The organism is Streptomyces celluloflavus (genome assembly GCA_000720995.1).
Taxonomy (GTDB): Bacteria; Actinomycetota; Actinomycetes; order Streptomycetales; family Streptomycetaceae; genus Streptomyces; species Streptomyces celluloflavus.
Genome location: JOEL01000006.1, coordinates 37,857 through 54,004 on the forward strand (window position 1 = coordinate 37,857; position 16,148 = coordinate 54,004).

The window sequence follows — 16,148 nt, forward strand, 5'->3', positions numbered from 1 at the left end:
GTCAGTTGTCCGCCGCACGCGGTCAGGGCCTCAGGTCACCTTGGGCACCTCGGTCGGCAGTTCGTACATCTCGCCGGCCATGCTGCGGACCTGTTCTGCGGTCAACGCGCCCCGGAAGGCCCATACGTCGTCCACATCGCCCGGCCAGTAGTTCCCGAAGGAACCGCCGTTCTTGTCCCGCCCGACCTGGAACGACTTGAGGGCTTCGAAGGAGATGACGTTCTCGGCCCACGGCACGGCTTCGGCGCACCGCGGGTCGTCGGCCTGGCCGTCGCCGTCCCCGTCGACACAAGCCGCCTCGCCGAGCTGGCCGTTGACGTAGACGCGGACCTGTCCGGCGAAGCCGTCGTAGACGACGGCGACGTGGTTCCAGTCCGTCACGCTGTTGAACGTCTGGCTGTTGGCGGCCCGGTCGACACCGGCGTCCGCGGCGTCGGACCGTGGCATCGCCACCTCCCAGGCGCCTTCGGTTCCGGAGTCCTTCGCATCCGGCTGGAACCCCAGCCGGAAACTGCTGGTATTGCTCCCCTCCGCACTCACCACCGTCGCCGGACGCGTGGGCACGGCCGCCGCCCGGACCCAGGCGGTGACGGTGAAGCTGGCGCTGGTGTCGAAGGGGACCGGGCCGGACGCGTAGTCCTTGGTCCCGTCCAGGACCAGGCCGCCCTCGCCCATGAACGCGCCCTCCGGGGCCCGCTTCGCGCCGCCGCCCAGGGTCAGAGCCGGGCCGCCCGGTACCGAGTTGGCGCCGCTGTCGCTCTCCTGGTCGAACTGCCAGCGGCCGGTCAGGACCGGGCGCTGCTGGAAGAGCTGGTGGATCTCGCCTTCAGAGACGGGACGGTCGAAGATGCGAACGTCATCGATCTGGCCGGCGAGGTTGTCGACGTAGGAGCCGCGGTAGAGGGCGCGGCCGATCTGCACGGCGCCGTCCCCGCGCCAGGCGCCGGGAGCGGCCGCGGAGCCCTGGAGGACGCCGTTGACGTACAGGCTCACCGTGCCCGCGACGGTGTCGTGGACCGCGGCGAGGTGCGTCCACTGGCCGAGGGCCGCTTTCTGTGTGGATGCGACGCGTTGTGCGGTGAGGCCGCCGTCGGTGGCGTCCTTGGTCGCCAGACGGACGCTCCATACTCCGCCGGAGGCTTCGTAGGAGAGGTAGAAGGCGCTGAGGAAGCCGCCGTCCTGTCCGACCACGGTCTGATTGCGGGTGGCGTCGGTGACGCGGGCCCAGGCGGTGACCGCGTAGGAACGTGAGGTGTCGACGTGCGGCGCGGCCACGGAGGCGTAGCCGTCCTTGCCGTCCAGGGTCAGGGCGTTGCCCGCCACCCCGGGGCGGCCGGGCTGGGCGCCGCCGTGGAAGACCGCGGGCAGGACGTCACCGTGGCCGGTCACCTGCTTGGTACCGGCCTCCTCGTCGAGCGGGAAGGCGGCGCGGGCGGGGCGGCCGGGGCCGCTGAGGCGTTCCTTGTTGAACAGGCGGGTGACCTCGCCGGCCGAGACGGCTCTGTCGAAGATCTGGATCTCGTCCAGGGAGCCGGGGAAGAAGGCTCCGGGATTGCCGGTGTAGGAACCGGCGCCCAGCTGCAGGCCCCGGCGAGCGCTCCAGGCCGTCGTGTACGGCGTCTGGCCGGCCAGCTTGCCGTTGACGTACAGCTGGAGCACCTTGGCGACGCTGTCGTAGGCGCCCACCAGATGGGTCCACTCGCCCGCGGTGACGCCTCCGGGCTGGGGGGCCATCGCGCGGGCGATGCCGGCGTCCTGGCTGTCGGCGGTGTACTGGTTGAAGACCCACCGCTTGAGGTCGGACGAGTAGTACAGCTCGAAGCCGGGGCGGTAGTTGCCCGGCTGGGTGGCGATGATCGCCGCGTGGTCGGGGATCTCGGTCGGCCGGACCCAGGCGGAGACGGCGAAGCCGGCGGAGGTGTCGATCACGGGGATGTCGGTGGACGCATAGCCGTCGGTGCCGTTCAGGGACAGCCCCGTCCCCACCACCCCGTCGCCGCCGAGAGTGGCGCCGCCGTGCAGGTCCGCGGTGCGGGCTGGCGTGGAGCCCTTGGCCTCGGTGGCACCGGCCGCCTCGTCCATCTGCCAGGTGGCGCGCTCGGGCTGTCCGGCCCTGACGCGGAACTGATAGGTACGGATCTCGCTGCCGTTGCCGGCCTCGTCGAATGCCTGGGCGGTCACGAAGTTGACGCCCGGCTTCTCGGGCAGCACGTTGACGCTCTTCGCCGCGCCGCCACTGGTCGTCAGCTGGTTCTTGGCGGACGGGTCGTTGTTGACGCCGTACCGGTAGCGACTGACGTCCTTGGAGGCGGAGCTGAGGGCGAAGGCGCCGTACTGGCCGACACCGTCGTACCAGGGGTCGTCGGGGTTCTCCGGGTCGGAGGGGGGATATGCGCCGGAGTTGATGGCGGGTGCGGCGGGGACGGTGGTGTCGTAGATGAAGTAGCACGCCTGCGGTGCTCCGGCGTAGGACCAGGGCGAGTACTGCGCTCCGTCGTAGACGCGGACGAACCAGTTGACCACCACGTTCTGCGGTACCACCGGCGCGGTGACCGAGAAGTTCGAGCCGGACTTCTTCGCGGTGGTCAGGCCCGGCTTCCAGCGCACGATGTTGCCCTTGCCGTCACCGGCGTCCCAGTTGGCCGCGAACTCGACGGCGACGTTGTCGTTGTCCGGATCGGTGATCTGGTTCGCGTACAGCTTCCCCCGGGTGCGGACGTGGGCCGGCGCATCGGACTTCTTGCACGCTCCCCCGTACTCCATCGCCAGCTGCGAGGTCTTCACCTGCGGCGGCGGGCGGTTGTACGTCACCCGCAGATACGCCTTGTCGGAGAACCGCTTCCAGGCGTCCCGGTCGCCCTCGTTGCCCGCCCGCAGCCCGAACGTCAGCGTGGGCCACTGGTTGTTCGCGGCCTCCTGGACGGCGGACTTGACGTCGAACTCACCGTCCTTGGCCGCGCACCCCTCATAGCCGTACGCGAAGCTGTCGGCGGCGAGCTGCCGGACCCAGAAACCGGCGGCGTTCTGGGAGTTCCAGGTCGTCGAGGACGTGATGGGCCGGGTGCGCCACAGCTGAACCTCCTTCTTGGTGCAGGAGGCGGACCAGGTGTTGCGGACCACGAACTCCGCCGACAGGACCGACTTGCCGGCGAACGCGGAGGTCGGGATCTGGTAGAAGAGGCGCTTGGTGTCGCTCGGCTTGCAGTAGTTCCAGTTGCAGTAGCCCAGTCCGGCGTCGTGGTCTCCGTTGAACTTCCACTGCGGGGAGGAGGCCCAGTACTTCGACGCCATCGTCCACGACGTGGCACGCGGGGTGGACCACTGCGGGTCGATGAACACCGGGTACACGGTGTCCTTGCCCTTGAGGACCTCGGCATCCGGTGTGAGCACCACCTGGCCCTGACCGGCCGGTACCTCCACGGCCACCGGCGCCAGCTTTCCCGACTCGCCCGCCGAGGGCTCGGGGCTCTGCCCGGTCGGAGACTCGGTCCCCTCCGCCGCGGTGTCCTTCGCCGCCGGGGTGCGGCCTTGCGCTGTCGCCGCCGACCGGGACCGGCCGCCCTCCGGGCCGTCGTCGGCCCGGCCGGGGCTGGAGTCCCACATCATCGGGGTCGGCGCCTCGAAGACCGGCGAGCCGGCGCCCTTGTCCACCGCCGCCAGTCCGCCGGCGGCGGTCTCCTTGACGTCCATACCGGCCGCCGCCACCTTCAACCGCAGCCGCGACAGTTCCTCACCGGCGGCGGCCTCGGCGGACTTCACCACCAGCAGCTGGGTGAAGCCGTCGGCTTGGGCTCCCATCCGCAGGTCCACGTCCGGGAGCACGTTGCGGTACGTCGCCACGGCCCCGTCCAGGACCGGAGCCGGCAACGTGCCCGGCCACGACAGCGCGAGTTCACGCCCCGCGCGCCGCATCCGCACCAGGGGAGCGTCCCCGCCCCCGGAGAACGCCAGGTCCACCGTCGCGGACCTCGGGGCGATGCTCCCATCGCCGCTCTTGGCCAGATCGGTGTCGATGTCCTTCCACTGGCCGCCGACCCGTGCACGGACCGGGCGCAGGTACTGCCGCGCCTGCAACTTCCCCTCGGGGGTCGCGAAAACGTCGGCCGACTCGCCCTGCATCGACGTGATCTTCACAGGGTGGCCGGTGCGCGTGGCTGTCGCCAACGCCACGTCTTCCGTGGCTGCCTGACTGTCCGTCGCCTCGGCGCGTGCCGCCGTGGGGTTCGCCGGACGAGGTTCAGACCTTGTGGAGGCCACGGATGGGCCCGGCAGCAGACCGACCGTCAGCACACCGCCCAGCCCGGCGGCCAGCAGCCCAGGCATGCGCCTCCGGCGCATCCGCGTACCCATCCCCCACACCCCGTCCACAAAAAATGAGAATTCCGTGAAGATCCCGTAGGACGGGAACCTAAGGGGGATTGCGCAGTGTGGGACAGATCCATGAATCGCCACCGAAGCCGCGGAAGTGACATTTCAGGCCAACGGCGATGTGACTTGCGTCACCGCGAGGGAGGGGCGGGCGGGTCCCAACTTCACCGGCACGCCCTCGCCTTGACTGTCGTCTCAACAGCCGAGACGGCACATCCCATCTATTGACTGCCTCTGCCGCCCGGCGTGAGAGTGCGGCTCGTGCAGAGTGACGCGACATCGGCAATGGCGGCAGCGGCGGAAGGCGGGGCGGCGGCGGAAGGAGAGGCACCGGAAGGGGAGAGTCTGCGGCGGGTCGCGGTGGCCTCGTTCATCGGGACGGCCATCGAGTTCTACGACTTCTACATCTACGGGACGGCCGCCGCGCTCGTCCTCAACCAGGCGTTCTTCCCGACGCTCGACCCGGTGACCGCCACCCTCGCATCGTTCTCGACGTATGCGGTGGCGTTCGTGGCCCGACCGCTCGGTTCGGTGGTCTTCGGGCACTTCGGTGACCGGGTGGGGCGTAAGTCGGTGCTGGTCGCCTCGCTGTTGCTGATGGGGCTGTCCACGGCGTGCGTCGGGCTGCTGCCCGGTTACGGCACGCTCGGTATCTGGGCGCCGCTGCTGCTGATCCTGCTGCGCTTCCTCCAGGGCATCGGGCTGGGCGGCGAATGGGGCGGGGCCGCCCTGCTCGCGGTCGAGCACGCCCCGAGGAAACGCCGCGGGCTGTACGCCGCGTTCCCGCAACTCGGGCCGTCCGTCGGCTTCTTCGCGGCGACCGGTGTGTTCTGGCTGCTCTCCGCGGGGCTGGACGACGGTGCGTTCCGTTCGTGGGGCTGGCGGGTGCCGTTCCTGCTGTCGTTCCTGCTGGTCGGCGTCGGGCTGTTCGTCCGGCTGAAGATCAGTGAGACGCCGGTCTTCGCGAAGGTGCGGGACGCCCAGGAGGCGAGCAAGGTCCCCGCGCTGGACGTGCTGCGGCGGCATCCTCGCGAACTGCTGCTGGGTTCCGGGGGCATGATCATCGCGTACGGCCTCTTCTACACCGCGACGACCTACTGCCTCTCCTACGCCACCGGCACCCTCGGCATCTCGCGCGACACCATGCTGGGCCTCTCGCTCATCGCCTGCCTCTTCCTCGCCGCTGGCACCTGGCTCGCCGCCACCCGTTCCGACGGCTCGGGCCGCCGCCGGCTGATCCTCGCCGGATGCGGGCTCGCGGTGGTCTGGGGGCTGGTCCTCTTCCCGCTGCTGGACACCGGGCAGCCCGCGCTGATCGCCCTCGGGGTCGGCGGCGCGCTGTTCTGCATGGGGGTGGTGTACGGCCCGATGGGCGCGTATCTGCCGGAGTTGTTCGGTACGACGGTGCGCTACTCGGGCGCCTCGCTGGCGTACAACATGGGCGGCGTCCTGGGCGGTGCGGTGGCGCCGCTGGTCGCCACCCGGCTCCAGTCTGCGTTCGGCTCCGCGTCGGTGGGCTGGTACGTCAGCGCCATGGCGGTCGTCTCGCTGGTGTGCGTGCTGGCGCTGCCGGAGACTCGGGAGCGCGAGTTGGCCTGAGGGGGCGGTAGCGGGGGCCCGGTGGCTCCGGGTGCCCGTGTGGCTCCGGACGCCGAACGGCCTCCGGTCCCGCACCCCGGTCCCGGGTCGAGTTCCCGGGGCCGGGGTGCCGAACGGCACCGTCCGCTCACCTCCCCACCGTGTCCGGTGAGTTCAGCGTGTCCACCGCGTTCAGTGAGTTCGGTGGGTTCAGCGGATCCACCGCGTTCAGCGAGCTCGACGTGCGCGACAAGCCTGGCGTTCGCCGTCCGGATGGTCGTTGTTGTGCCGGTCTTCTCAGCGCCGGCCAACGCCTTCCTCACTCGATCGTGTGGTGCCGAACTGGATGAAACTCCTTCGGGATTCCTCAAAGAGCTTCACCTCTTCGGGCTTCCGTTCAGGCGGGTTGAAGTGGGGGGTGTGGCGTGGCTCTGGCGGTCGTTCAGGACCTCCGGCAGGCCCGAGGACTGCCGACGCCGGAGGAGCTGGAGCACTTCGAGACCGACGCGCCGGCGGGCTTCGTCCTGGCCCGCGCGTCGGCCGGACTGACCGACGGGACGCTCCAGGGCGACGTCGGCCACCTGGAGAAGGTGCGGGACTGGTTCGGCCGGCCGCTGTGGGAGATGGAGCCCACGGACGCCAACGCCTACTCCGGCACGACCATTCGGGATTCCTCCCCCTCGCTCCGCGCGGGCCGGGCCGGAGCGATCAGCGTCTTCTTCGACTTCCTGGAGCCGCGCTACCGGACGGCGCTCCACCAGCTCACCGGGCGACTCGTGGAGTGCCCGCCGGACGAGATGAACCGCCCGCGGGCATCGGTCACGCCGCGGCTTCGCATCCCGCCCAGCGGCGAGGAGATCGAGCAGTTCTTCGCCGGGTGGCGCGACGATCTCGTCTCCTGCCGCAAGTTCGCGCCGGCCGCCCGCGACTACACCGTCGCCCGGCTGTCCGCCGACGTCGGCCCGCGGATCAACCGCGTCCTCGGCGAGACACCCGCCACCGGAGCCGACCCGCTCCACCTGACCACGGTCTTCGACCTCTCCGAGACCACCGCCACGAAGTACGCGTTCCTCGCCCGCCAGATCCTCGGAGTGCCGGGCGCCGAGCAGGTGTCAGCGAATCGCCCTTGGGGCGGGATTGCGCCGAGGGCGGGCTGTGTGACTAGAGCTGGGTGGTACCGCCGTCGACGAACAGTTCCGCGCCGGTGGTGAAGGAGCTCTGGTCCCCGGCCAGGTAGAGGGCGGTGGCCGCGACCTCGTCCGGCCGGCCCGCTCGGCCGAGCGGAGTCGGAGCGGCGGGCTCGGCGGCCTGGCCGTCTCGCGGAAGTGCGGCCCGCAGTTCGTCGGCGCCGGGGGTGGTGACGGGGCCGGGGGTGAGGGCGTTGACGCGGATGCCACGGTCGGCGAGTTCGGCGGCCCAGGTGCGGGCGAGGCTGCGGATCGCGGCCTTGGTGGCGGCGTAGACGCCCAGGCCCGGGACGCCGCGCAGGGCCGCGCTGGAGGAGAGCAGGATCACCGAGGCGCCGGCCGACAGCAGCGGAAGCGCCTTTTGGACGGTGAAGACCGTGCCCTTGAGGTTGACGGAGATGGCGCGGTCGTATCCCTCCTCGGTGATCTCGCCGAGCAGGCCGAAGTCGCCGACGCCCGCGTTGGCCACGACGACGTCGAGATGACCGCTGCGCTCGGCGATCTCGGCGAAGAGCCGGTCGAGGTCGGCGAGTTGCGACACGTCGCCCTGGATGCCGATGCCGCGGCCGCCGACCAGTTCGACCGCGGCCTCCAGCTCGGGCTTGCGGCGGCCGGTGAGATAGACGGTCGCCCCCTCGGCGGCGAACCGGCGGGCGATGGCCAGGCCGATACCGGTGGAGGCCCCGGTCACGAGGGCGGTCTTGTTGTCCAGCTGTCCCATGGCATTCTCCGAATCCTTGATGTAACTCTTTTGGTTACTTTTACGGGCGCAAAAAACGCCCCGCCGTGCCCACGGAGGGCGACGGTCGAAGCTAGGTGGCATTCAGTACGTTTTGCAGTACGTCCTCAAGCGTGGTTCCCGCCAACTCCTTGCGGAGGGTGGCCTCGATCCCGTCGTAAACGGCGGTCATCGCCGGTGCGATGCCGTGCCCCACGACGCACTCGGGGTCAGGCGCGGAACGGTGCAGGGCGAAGATCGGTCCGGGCTCCACCGCCTCGTAGACATCGAGCAGGGTGATCGCGGACAGGTTCCGCGACAGCATCCAGCCCGCACCGACTCCCCTGCGCGAGTCGGTCAGGCCCGCCTTGCGCAGCTGGGCCAGCAGGCGGCGGATCACCACGGGATTGGTGTTGACGCTCGCGGCGATCTGCTCGGACGTGGCGACCTCGTGGCCGCGGCGCTGATACAGCCCGATCCAGGTCAGAGTGTGCGCGGCGACGGTCAATCTACTGTTGGCGCTCATCTCGCCCATCACCTCCGACCATATTGTAACTGTAATGGTTACGATGGCTTGCGGCAAGCCCCTTGAGTGGTCGGCGCCTGACTCGACGACCACTGCACGAGCGGTTCCGACAAGTGGCGAGGGCTTCCGCTACCGCCGGCCGACGGTGACGCCCTCGTCCGCCCCGACACGGCGGGAGCCGAGCAGGGCCAGGCGGCGGGCATCGGGGCTTCCCGGCTCCGCGGTGCCGACCAGGAGGCACTGGCCGGGCGCGTCCTGCACCTCGAAGGTCTGGTAAGCGAGCGACAGCTGTCCGGCCTGCGGGTGGCGGAAGATCTTGGTCTTACTGCCCAGCCGGGCGACGTCCTGGTGATTCCACAGTGCGGCGAACTCCCGGCTCTCCGCGAGCAGGCCCCCGATCAGGGCGGCCATGCGGGAGTCGCGCCTGTCGTGGCCATAGGCCAGCCGCAGCGTGGCGACGGTGTCACGGGCCACGGTGTGCCAGTCGGCGAACAGGTCCCGGGCCGCGGGGTCGCAGAACAGGGAACGGACCATGCCGCGCGGGTCCGCGAGCGGGGAGAGCAAGGCGTCGGCGAGTGCGTTCGAGGCGAGGACGTCCAGACGCCGGTTGACCACGTAGGCCACCGCCGCCGGGAAGGCGTCCATCAGCCGCAGCAGTTCGGGGGCGACACGTTCCTCGTCCGGGGCGGGAGCTTGGGCGCTCGGTACGAGCCCGGCCAGGCGGTAGGCGTGCCAGCAGGCGTCGGAATCCAGGTGCAGGGCCCGCGCGAGGGCGTCGACGACCTGGCCGGAGGGGTGCTGCTCACGGCCCTGTTCCAGCCGGGCGTAGTAGTCGGCGCTGACCCCGGCCAGGACGGCGACCTCCTCGCGCCGCAGTCCGCTGACGCGGCGGCCCCGGGAGCGGGGAAGTCCCACGTCGGCCGGGCCGATCCGGGAGCGCCGCGCCAGCAGGAATTCCCCCAGTTCATTGCCGCTCATGCCGGGATCGTACGCGGCGGTTCCCAGGAGCGGCGCACCCAGGAAGACCCGTCCTGCCGCCCGTGCGCGATCGGGCACATCCTGGCTACACGGGCCGTCGCACCGCGCGGCCATCGACGCTGCGAAGGGAAGAAGATGCCCAACCCGTCCACCACGGTAGCTCCGAAGGTGGTCCTGATTACCGGGGCCGGCAGCGGTATCGGCGAGGCCACCGCCAGGCGGCTCGCCAGCGCGGGCCACCACGTGGTTCTCGGGGCGCGGCGCACCGGCCGCCTCGCCGCTCTCGCCCAGGACATCGAGGCCCGGGGCGGCAGCGCCTTCGCGCACGTTCTGGACGTGACGGACCCGGCCGGCGTGCGGTCCTTCGTCGCGGCCGCCCATAGCCGGTACGGCCGCGTCGACGTCCTGGTCAACAACGCCGGCATCATGCCGTTGTCGCGTCTGGACGCGCTGCGGATCGACGAGTGGAACCGCATGATCGACGTGAATCTGCGCGGGGTCCTGCACGGCATCGCCGCCGTCCTGCCGCTCATGCAGGCCCAGCGCAGCGGGCACATCGTGAACATCTCCTCCGTCTCGGGACTGCGGGTCGACCCGACCGCGGCCGTCTACAGCGCCACCAAGCACGCGGTGCGCGCTCTGTCGGAGGGCCTGCGCCAGGAGAGCCGGGAGGTGCGGGTTACCGTGATCAGCCCGGGCCTGACCCGGAGCGAACTCACCGCCTCCATCAGCGACAGCGGAGTAAAGGACGCGGTGGAGACGCAGATGGGCATCGCGATCCCCGCCACCGCGATCGGCGAAGCGGTCCGCTACGCCATCGACCAGCCCGCCGACGTGGACGTCAACGAACTCGTCGTCCGGCCCACGGCCCAAAGATGAAAAGCACACACACGGGTCACGGAACGGCAGCACCGATGGCGGCCGAAGAGCAAGTGCGCGCTGGGTCGAAGGCTACGTGCGGGCCTGGACCACCAACAGCAGGGAGGACATCGCCGCACTGTTCACCCCGCACGCCGAGTATCACGAACGGCCTTACAAGACCGACTGGATCTGCCGCGAGGCGATCACCGCCGGCTGGCTCGATCGCGCACCCTGGCAGAAGGGCGGCTGGGAACTCGAGTGGCCCTCCTCGCCGTCAACGGCGACACCGCCGCGATCGAGGGCACCGGCCGCCACAAGGAACTGTGGGCCTTCGCCGACCTCTGGACGGTGACATTCGACAAGAACGCCAAGTGCACCATATTCCTCAGGTGGAACGACCAGGTCTGAATCACGAACGGCCACCACGGGAGTCCAACGGACTGGAATCGAGGGTGCGCCATCCTGATGGTCCGGGGCGCCCCGCCGCCCCCGGCCGTATGTCAGGCGCCGCTCGCGGCGGGCATGGTCGAACGTCGGCGCCCCGATGCGCCCGAGTCCCGGGCCCGCCGCCGGATCATGTGGGGCCGGGCAGCGCGGATGCGACCGCGTCCCGCCAGCGCCGGTTGGTCTCCTCGGCGACGCTCACCAGATCGGTGTAGGGCTCGTCCCACGGGTCCTTGAGCCCGAAGCCGCGGTGCGGGTTCTCCAACCAGCCGCACCAGTGCCAGCCCAGGCACCACGGTCGGGCTGCGAACGTGTCGGCGATCATGCGGTAGCCCTCGCCGCGCTCGGCCTGATCGCGCGCCGAGCCGGTACGCGAAGGGCTCATGGCCGTCGGGCACCAGTTGCCCGTATCCGCCACGAGGATCGGCAGCCCCGTGCGCTCGTGCCACGCGTCGAACCGGTCGGCGACCGCGTCGATCGCCGCCTGGTCGACGGCCGGGAAGCTCTGCAGGCTCAGCACGTCCATGTGCGCGGCCGCCGCATCGAGCACCGGTTCCGGGATCCCGGCCCGCGTCCCGTAGCGGTCGCCGAGGATCAGGTGGTTCGGGTCGTGACGGCGGATGGCCTCGGCCGAGACCCGGTAGTAGGCATCTGCGATCTCCCCGAGCTCGCTCGGGGAGTAGCCGGCACCGGCCGGGTGCCGCGCCCACGCCGGTGCATCGACGAGGAAGTAGCCGATCAGGTGGGGATCCTGTGGTCGGCACCGGGTTCGGGCCAGGTGGTCGCACCATTGCGCGAACGCCTCGGACCGAGGGTCGCGGTAGGCCGGGTAACCGTTCCAGTGCTCGATCTCGGCCACACGCAAGGACAGCGTGTAGGGGAGGCCGGAACCGGCCGCCTCGTCGTCGGGCAGGCCGTCGGAGTGGCCCAGGTCGACCACGTCGTGCGTGGCCGACAGTCCGCTGCCGCTGACGTACTCCGAACTCCACCCCAGAGTGTTGAACCCCCACGCCGACAGCTCCGGCACCAGGCCCTCACGCAGCCAACGCCGGCGTGAAAGCCCGTAACTCGCGGCGAACAGGCCGATGTTGTGCGGGTACCGCAGATTCGTGTCATCCGCGTGGACGATGCCGATGGACAAGAACGGATCTCCATCGGGCGTCACGAACCGCCATCGGGCCGAAGCGTCCAGAGTGAAGTATCCGTGCGCGACCATGTCCACCCCTCTCCCGATCGCCGTGTTCGCGGACTGCAGCCGTACACCGGGCCGCGGCGGGTCGGGCATACGGCCCGGTGCTCCCGGGCGGCGCCCGGTCTCCGCACCGCTGCGAACTCAGGAACTCGCAGTCGTAATCATAGTTGTTACGACTTGGATGGACAGGCCGCGCGGCGGCATCATCGACAACGTCGCGTACAGCCGTCGGATGCTCTTCGAACCGCCACCAGCCACTGACACGGACTCTGCGCCACCACTGCCGTACCCCTGCGCATTCCGCTGACATCGACCCAGCGCTTGACACGAACCCGAGCCTGTTGCCGCTGAGAACCAGCGGCAACAGGCTCGGGTTCCCCGTGCGGAACCCTCAGAAATCCTGGACCCAAGGAAGAGCCATCCGAGGTGTCTCGGTCGACCACGGTTCCCGCATCGACCACAACACCCCCATCAGCCCCACCTCCCGCCCCTCCCCCTCACCTATGTGACGGGAATTCCACCACCTGCTGATAGGTCGGCCGGTTCTGCCAGCTGATGGCCGCGTGGGTCAGACCGCCCACCGCGCGCTGGACGATGGCGTCCGCGCACCACTGGTCGCCGGCCTTGCAGGTGTCGTCACCGGGGTAGACCTGCTCGGCCGTCTTCCCGTTCGCCTGCTGCAACGTGGCCAGCAGGGTGTCGCGGCAGGCTGACAGATCGCCGTTGCCGCAGTACTTCCCGTCGAGCGGGCCCTCGACCTTGTCGCCCAGTACCGCGCGCAGGTCCTTGTCCGCATAGCTCCACCAGCCGTACTGGAACGCCGATCCGGCGTGTGCCCCGGTGGGGCCGTGGCCGGCCGACGGTGACTCGTCGATGGCGAGGTTGGCGCCCAGCGCGCGGTAGAGATCGTCGCCCAGGCCCGGTGCGAAGACGCCCTCGATCAGCCGCGGCCACCAGGCGTCCATCAGCCGTACGGCGTCGGAGTGGGCGTAGCTGTGCGAGCCCGCGGTGGTCTCGCGGCGCTGCGCGCCGTCCTTGCGCCATGCCTCCAGCTGCTGAACGGCGGTGTTCAGCTTGGGGTCGGTGACCGGCTTGCTGCGCAGCACCCGCAGGAGTGCGGGCAGTACGTCCTCGCCGCGCAGATCGGTGACGGCGGCCTCGGACATCGCCCGGGTCAGCGCGGCCCGGGTCACCCCGCCGCCCCGGGTCAGCACGCGCACCCGGTCGTCCAGGAGGTTGGCGCGGTGCACCGAGCCGTTGCCGAACCCGGCCGAGTCGTAGTCCTTGGCCTGCTTGTTGTTCCAGGAGATGTAGTAGTCCTGGTTCACCGACTGCGGATGCTGGGCGGGCGGGGTGTAGTCGGTGGTGTTCGTTTTGGGGTCGTACCCCCGCCACTCGTACGCCGGGTCGGCCTTGACGGGCAGCGCCGGGTCGACGTCCGGGTTGCGGACGGGGTTGAGGCCGCTGTTGTAGTACGCGATGTCGCGGGAGTCGGCGTAGAACCAGTTGAAGGCGTAGCCGATGTGCTGGGCGGCCTGCTGGAAGGTCGCGGCGTCGCGGACGTAGGACGGATCGTTGAGCATCTGGAAGCCGATGATGGAGTCGGCCTCGTGGCGGTAGGTGGAGCGTTGCGCCGTGTACGCGACGGGCTTGCCGTCGATGGTGGCGCGGTGGGTGACGATCCCGTAGTTCGTCCGCAGGACCTGCATCCGGTAGGAGCCGGCCGCCGTCGGGTCGGCGATGGTGGGTTGCCAGGCGTTGGTGTGCGCCAGCTTCTCCATGGGGACGCAGGCGCCGCGGTAGCGGTAGGACGTGGCGTCCTTGGCGGGCGCGGAGCCGCCCGCGTTGCACAGCTCGACGGCGTAGGTGTCGGTGATGTCCTGGCCCGCGGAGGTGGCGCTCCAGGCGTAGTCCTGGCCGCGGCCGAGCTGGACGTACATCCCGACGCCCGCAAAGGAGGCGCCGCGGGCGCTGATGCCCGGTCCCTGGATCTCCTGGAGCATCAGCAGCTGGGGCGCGAAGTAGCCGGTCTGCGGCCCGAAGACGGCGACCGGGTGGCCGCCGGCGGTGTGCTTGCCGGAGACGAGCAGCGCGTTGGACATCCCGCGGTGCTGGGTCGGGTCGAAGCTGCCCTTGGGCAGCACCCCGTCCTTGAACATCCCCTCCAGTGCGCGGTACTTCTCCGGGGCCTTGACCGGGTCCTGGGGCAGTTTCTTGCCCTTGGCGGCGGCCGCTCCCTGGCGGTCGAAGACCAGCGGTTCCGGGGTGACGGAGCCGCGGTCCGGCAGCGCGGTGCCCTTGGCCTTGGCCGGTTTGACGGCGTACGGGAAGCTGCTGCCGTCGTGCAGGGTCTTCGCGGCCTCCGGGTCGTTGCGCTCGCGGAAGGACTCCCAGACCTTGGTGCCCTGTTCGACGCCGTACTTCTGCTGGGCGGAGAGCAGGGCGAGGGCCGCGGGGACCTCGCCACCGCCGCCGTTGCCGAAGAGGCCGCCGACGACGGAGGCCAGCGCTATCAGGTCGGTGAGCTGGAAGGGCTTGATCTCGCCGGCGTTGGTGACGGCGTCCACATGGCCGGTCAGTACGTACTCACCGGGGAAGTAGCGGCCGTTCTTGGACTGTTCGCGGTAGGCGTTGATGCCGTCCACGTACGCCTGGGCGTCATCCATGGCCTGTTTGCCGCGGGGTCCGTTGGTGTCCCGGATGTTCTCGACCTGGGCCTGCAGATCGGCTTCGGTGTACGGGGCCTGTGGCCAGAACTGCTGCTCCAGGCCCTGGTTGGCGAGCGCGCCGCCCGCGAAGGAGGTCAGTTCGCCGCGGCCGATGTGCCGGAAGAGGTCCATCAGCCAGAGCCGGTCCTGGCCCGCGGCGTAGCCGGCGCCGAATTCGGTGCCGTAGCGGGTGGTGCCCTTGATGTGCGGGACGCCGGTCTTCTTGTCGCGGGTGATGGTCACGTCGTCGCGTGGCGCCGTGACCTTGGCTATCTGGTCCTTGGGGACGCCGAAGGAGGCGTCGTTGAAGAACTGGGTGAGGGTGTCGTCGGTGAGCGTCTGATAGCCGCTCGCCAGCGCGCCGTACGGGGCGAGCTGGTCGGTGGTGTGCTCGGGATGGGTGCCGAACAGCTTGTTGCCGAGTATCTCCACCAGTGTCGCGTTGCCGCTGGCACCCGGCGGCAGGATGTCGGCGCACTGGCCCTGGCAGTAGTCGTCGGCATCATTCGGCCCGGTGGTCGCGGCCGCGGTGGGGGGTGGGGCCAAGACCATGGCACCCAGGGCGAACAGGGCTGCCGCGGCGGCAGTCCTGAGCCTTCCGGTACGTCGTCGCATGCCTGCTCCTCAGGAGGCGGGTGGGCCGGAGGTTACCGCCGGTTACTCGGCACCGGAAGATGAACGGCCGTCACCTTTTCCCGCTCCCCGCGCAAGCCCGGCCACTGGCCGAAGGCCCGGCATTGACGCCGGTGGCGGCACTGACGACGATGACGGCGCTGGACACCTCGCACAAACCGCACAAAAATTCGATGGATCCAGGTGGCGGCCGGGTACGTCCATTCCCTGTCACATCGGGTCCTCCCCACGGAGGTGGGATGACATGGCCGGTTTCAGAGCTCTCGCAGAACAGGTCCGCAATCCACGACTCGCCGCCACCCAGCGGCGTACCGCCCTGCGCAAGTGCCTCGAACGCTTCGCCCCGTACGGGCACCGGGCGACCTGGCACCATCTCTGCACCCGGGCGGGCATCGCGACCCAGGACCGCGAACCGGACCCGGAACGGCTGGTGGCCGCCCTCGCCGAACTGGAGGAGGCCCGCGCCCTGTGGCTCTCGTACGAGGCGGAGTTCGCAGCCCGGCGCCGGCGGGAGAAGCACGACGGCATCCGGCAGCCCGACGCCACCGCCGACTGGCACCGGCGCACCTGGGGCGGCCGGGACATCGTGTCGTGCGCGTCACCGCAGCGGCACCCGACGGCCCGCCTGGCGGTGGTACTGCGGAGCATGATCGTGGCGATGGAATCGGGGCGGCCGCGCCGGGACTGCCCGGTGTGCGGCGGGACGCGGTTCGCCTGGCGCCCGGAGCCGGCGGGCCGGCCGGCGGACCGCACCGCGCTCGGGCCGGTCTGCGCGGGGTGCGGTGTGGTGGCCCCGGCGTCCGTGCTGACGTCCGAGGCGCTGACGGCCGCGGCGCGCAGCGGCGGCGCGCGGGTGTACTCGGCGGCCTGAGCCGGGACCGCGGAGCGCACGGCCCAGGGCCTTGTCGGACCCCTCTGCAATAATCTTCACATGTGTCAGATCCGTATCAACGAG

11 protein-coding genes are annotated in these 16,148 nt (G+C 70.4%); 5 read left to right on the top strand and 6 right to left on the bottom strand.

Annotated elements, in window-relative coordinates; all coding sequences use genetic code 11:
* Positions 1 to 30 precede the first annotated feature (30 nt).
* On the bottom strand, positions 31 to 4,119 hold the full coding sequence (locus tag IH09_RS07785) for a LamG-like jellyroll fold domain-containing protein (RefSeq protein ID WP_240151021.1): 4,089 nt from the start codon (positions 4,117 to 4,119) through the stop codon (positions 31 to 33).
* A gap of 534 nt (positions 4,120 to 4,653) precedes the next feature.
* Between IH09_RS07785 and IH09_RS07790 the strand changes: the two genes are divergently transcribed.
* Positions 4,654 to 5,967 (top strand): MFS transporter, encoded by a 1,314-nt coding sequence (locus IH09_RS07790; RefSeq protein WP_052855371.1) that lies wholly within the window; start codon positions 4,654 to 4,656, stop codon positions 5,965 to 5,967.
* 404 nt (positions 5,968 to 6,371) lie between these two features.
* Positions 6,372 to 7,157: a hypothetical protein gene (locus IH09_RS07795; protein ID WP_240151022.1), complete on the top strand. Its 786-nt coding sequence runs from the start codon at positions 6,372 to 6,374 to the stop codon at positions 7,155 to 7,157.
* Here the strand turns inward: IH09_RS07795 and IH09_RS07800 are convergent.
* The 3 genes from IH09_RS07800 to IH09_RS07810 all read right to left on the bottom strand — a co-directional run bounded on the left by IH09_RS07800 (position 7,108) and on the right by IH09_RS07810 (position 9,355).
* Positions 7,108 to 7,854: an SDR family NAD(P)-dependent oxidoreductase gene (locus tag IH09_RS07800; RefSeq protein WP_052855372.1), complete on the bottom strand. Its 747-nt coding sequence runs from the start codon at positions 7,852 to 7,854 to the stop codon at positions 7,108 to 7,110. The genes IH09_RS07795 and IH09_RS07800 overlap by 50 nt on opposite strands.
* A gap of 91 nt (positions 7,855 to 7,945) precedes the next feature.
* A complete protein-coding gene (locus IH09_RS07805) occupies positions 7,946 to 8,377 on the bottom strand; it encodes an Rrf2 family transcriptional regulator (protein WP_052855493.1) in 432 nt (143 codons plus the stop codon).
* Positions 8,378 to 8,506: 129 nt separating this feature from the next.
* Positions 8,507 to 9,355, bottom strand: a complete 849-nt coding sequence (locus IH09_RS07810) for a helix-turn-helix domain-containing protein (RefSeq protein ID WP_052855494.1) — start codon at positions 9,353 to 9,355, stop codon at positions 8,507 to 8,509.
* A 135-nt stretch (positions 9,356 to 9,490) separates the two neighbouring features.
* Here IH09_RS07810 and IH09_RS07815 point away from each other — a divergent pair, with 135 nt between their 5' ends.
* Together IH09_RS07815 and IH09_RS39685 are read left to right on the top strand one after the other, a co-directional pair.
* On the top strand, positions 9,491 to 10,234 hold the full coding sequence (locus IH09_RS07815) for an SDR family oxidoreductase (RefSeq protein ID WP_052855373.1): 744 nt from the start codon (positions 9,491 to 9,493) through the stop codon (positions 10,232 to 10,234).
* 240 nt (positions 10,235 to 10,474) lie between these two features.
* Entirely contained in the window at positions 10,475 to 10,624 is a 150-nt protein-coding gene (locus IH09_RS39685) for a hypothetical protein (protein ID WP_205380172.1), read from the top strand.
* 166 nt (positions 10,625 to 10,790) lie between these two features.
* On the opposite strand, the gene IH09_RS07825 is transcribed toward IH09_RS39685, so the two are convergent.
* Together IH09_RS07825 and IH09_RS07830 are read right to left on the bottom strand one after the other, a co-directional pair.
* Positions 10,791 to 11,882 (bottom strand): glycoside hydrolase family 5 protein, encoded by a 1,092-nt coding sequence (locus IH09_RS07825; RefSeq protein ID WP_205380173.1) that lies wholly within the window; start codon positions 11,880 to 11,882, stop codon positions 10,791 to 10,793.
* A gap of 467 nt (positions 11,883 to 12,349) precedes the next feature.
* Positions 12,350 to 15,175, bottom strand: a complete 2,826-nt coding sequence (locus tag IH09_RS07830; protein WP_052855374.1) for a penicillin acylase family protein — start codon at positions 15,173 to 15,175, stop codon at positions 12,350 to 12,352.
* 262 nt (positions 15,176 to 15,437) lie between these two features.
* Between IH09_RS07830 and IH09_RS07835 the strand changes: the two genes are divergently transcribed.
* Positions 15,438 to 16,064 (top strand): hypothetical protein, encoded by a 627-nt coding sequence (locus tag IH09_RS07835; protein ID WP_052855375.1) that lies wholly within the window; start codon positions 15,438 to 15,440, stop codon positions 16,062 to 16,064.
* Positions 16,065 to 16,148 lie beyond the last annotated feature (84 nt).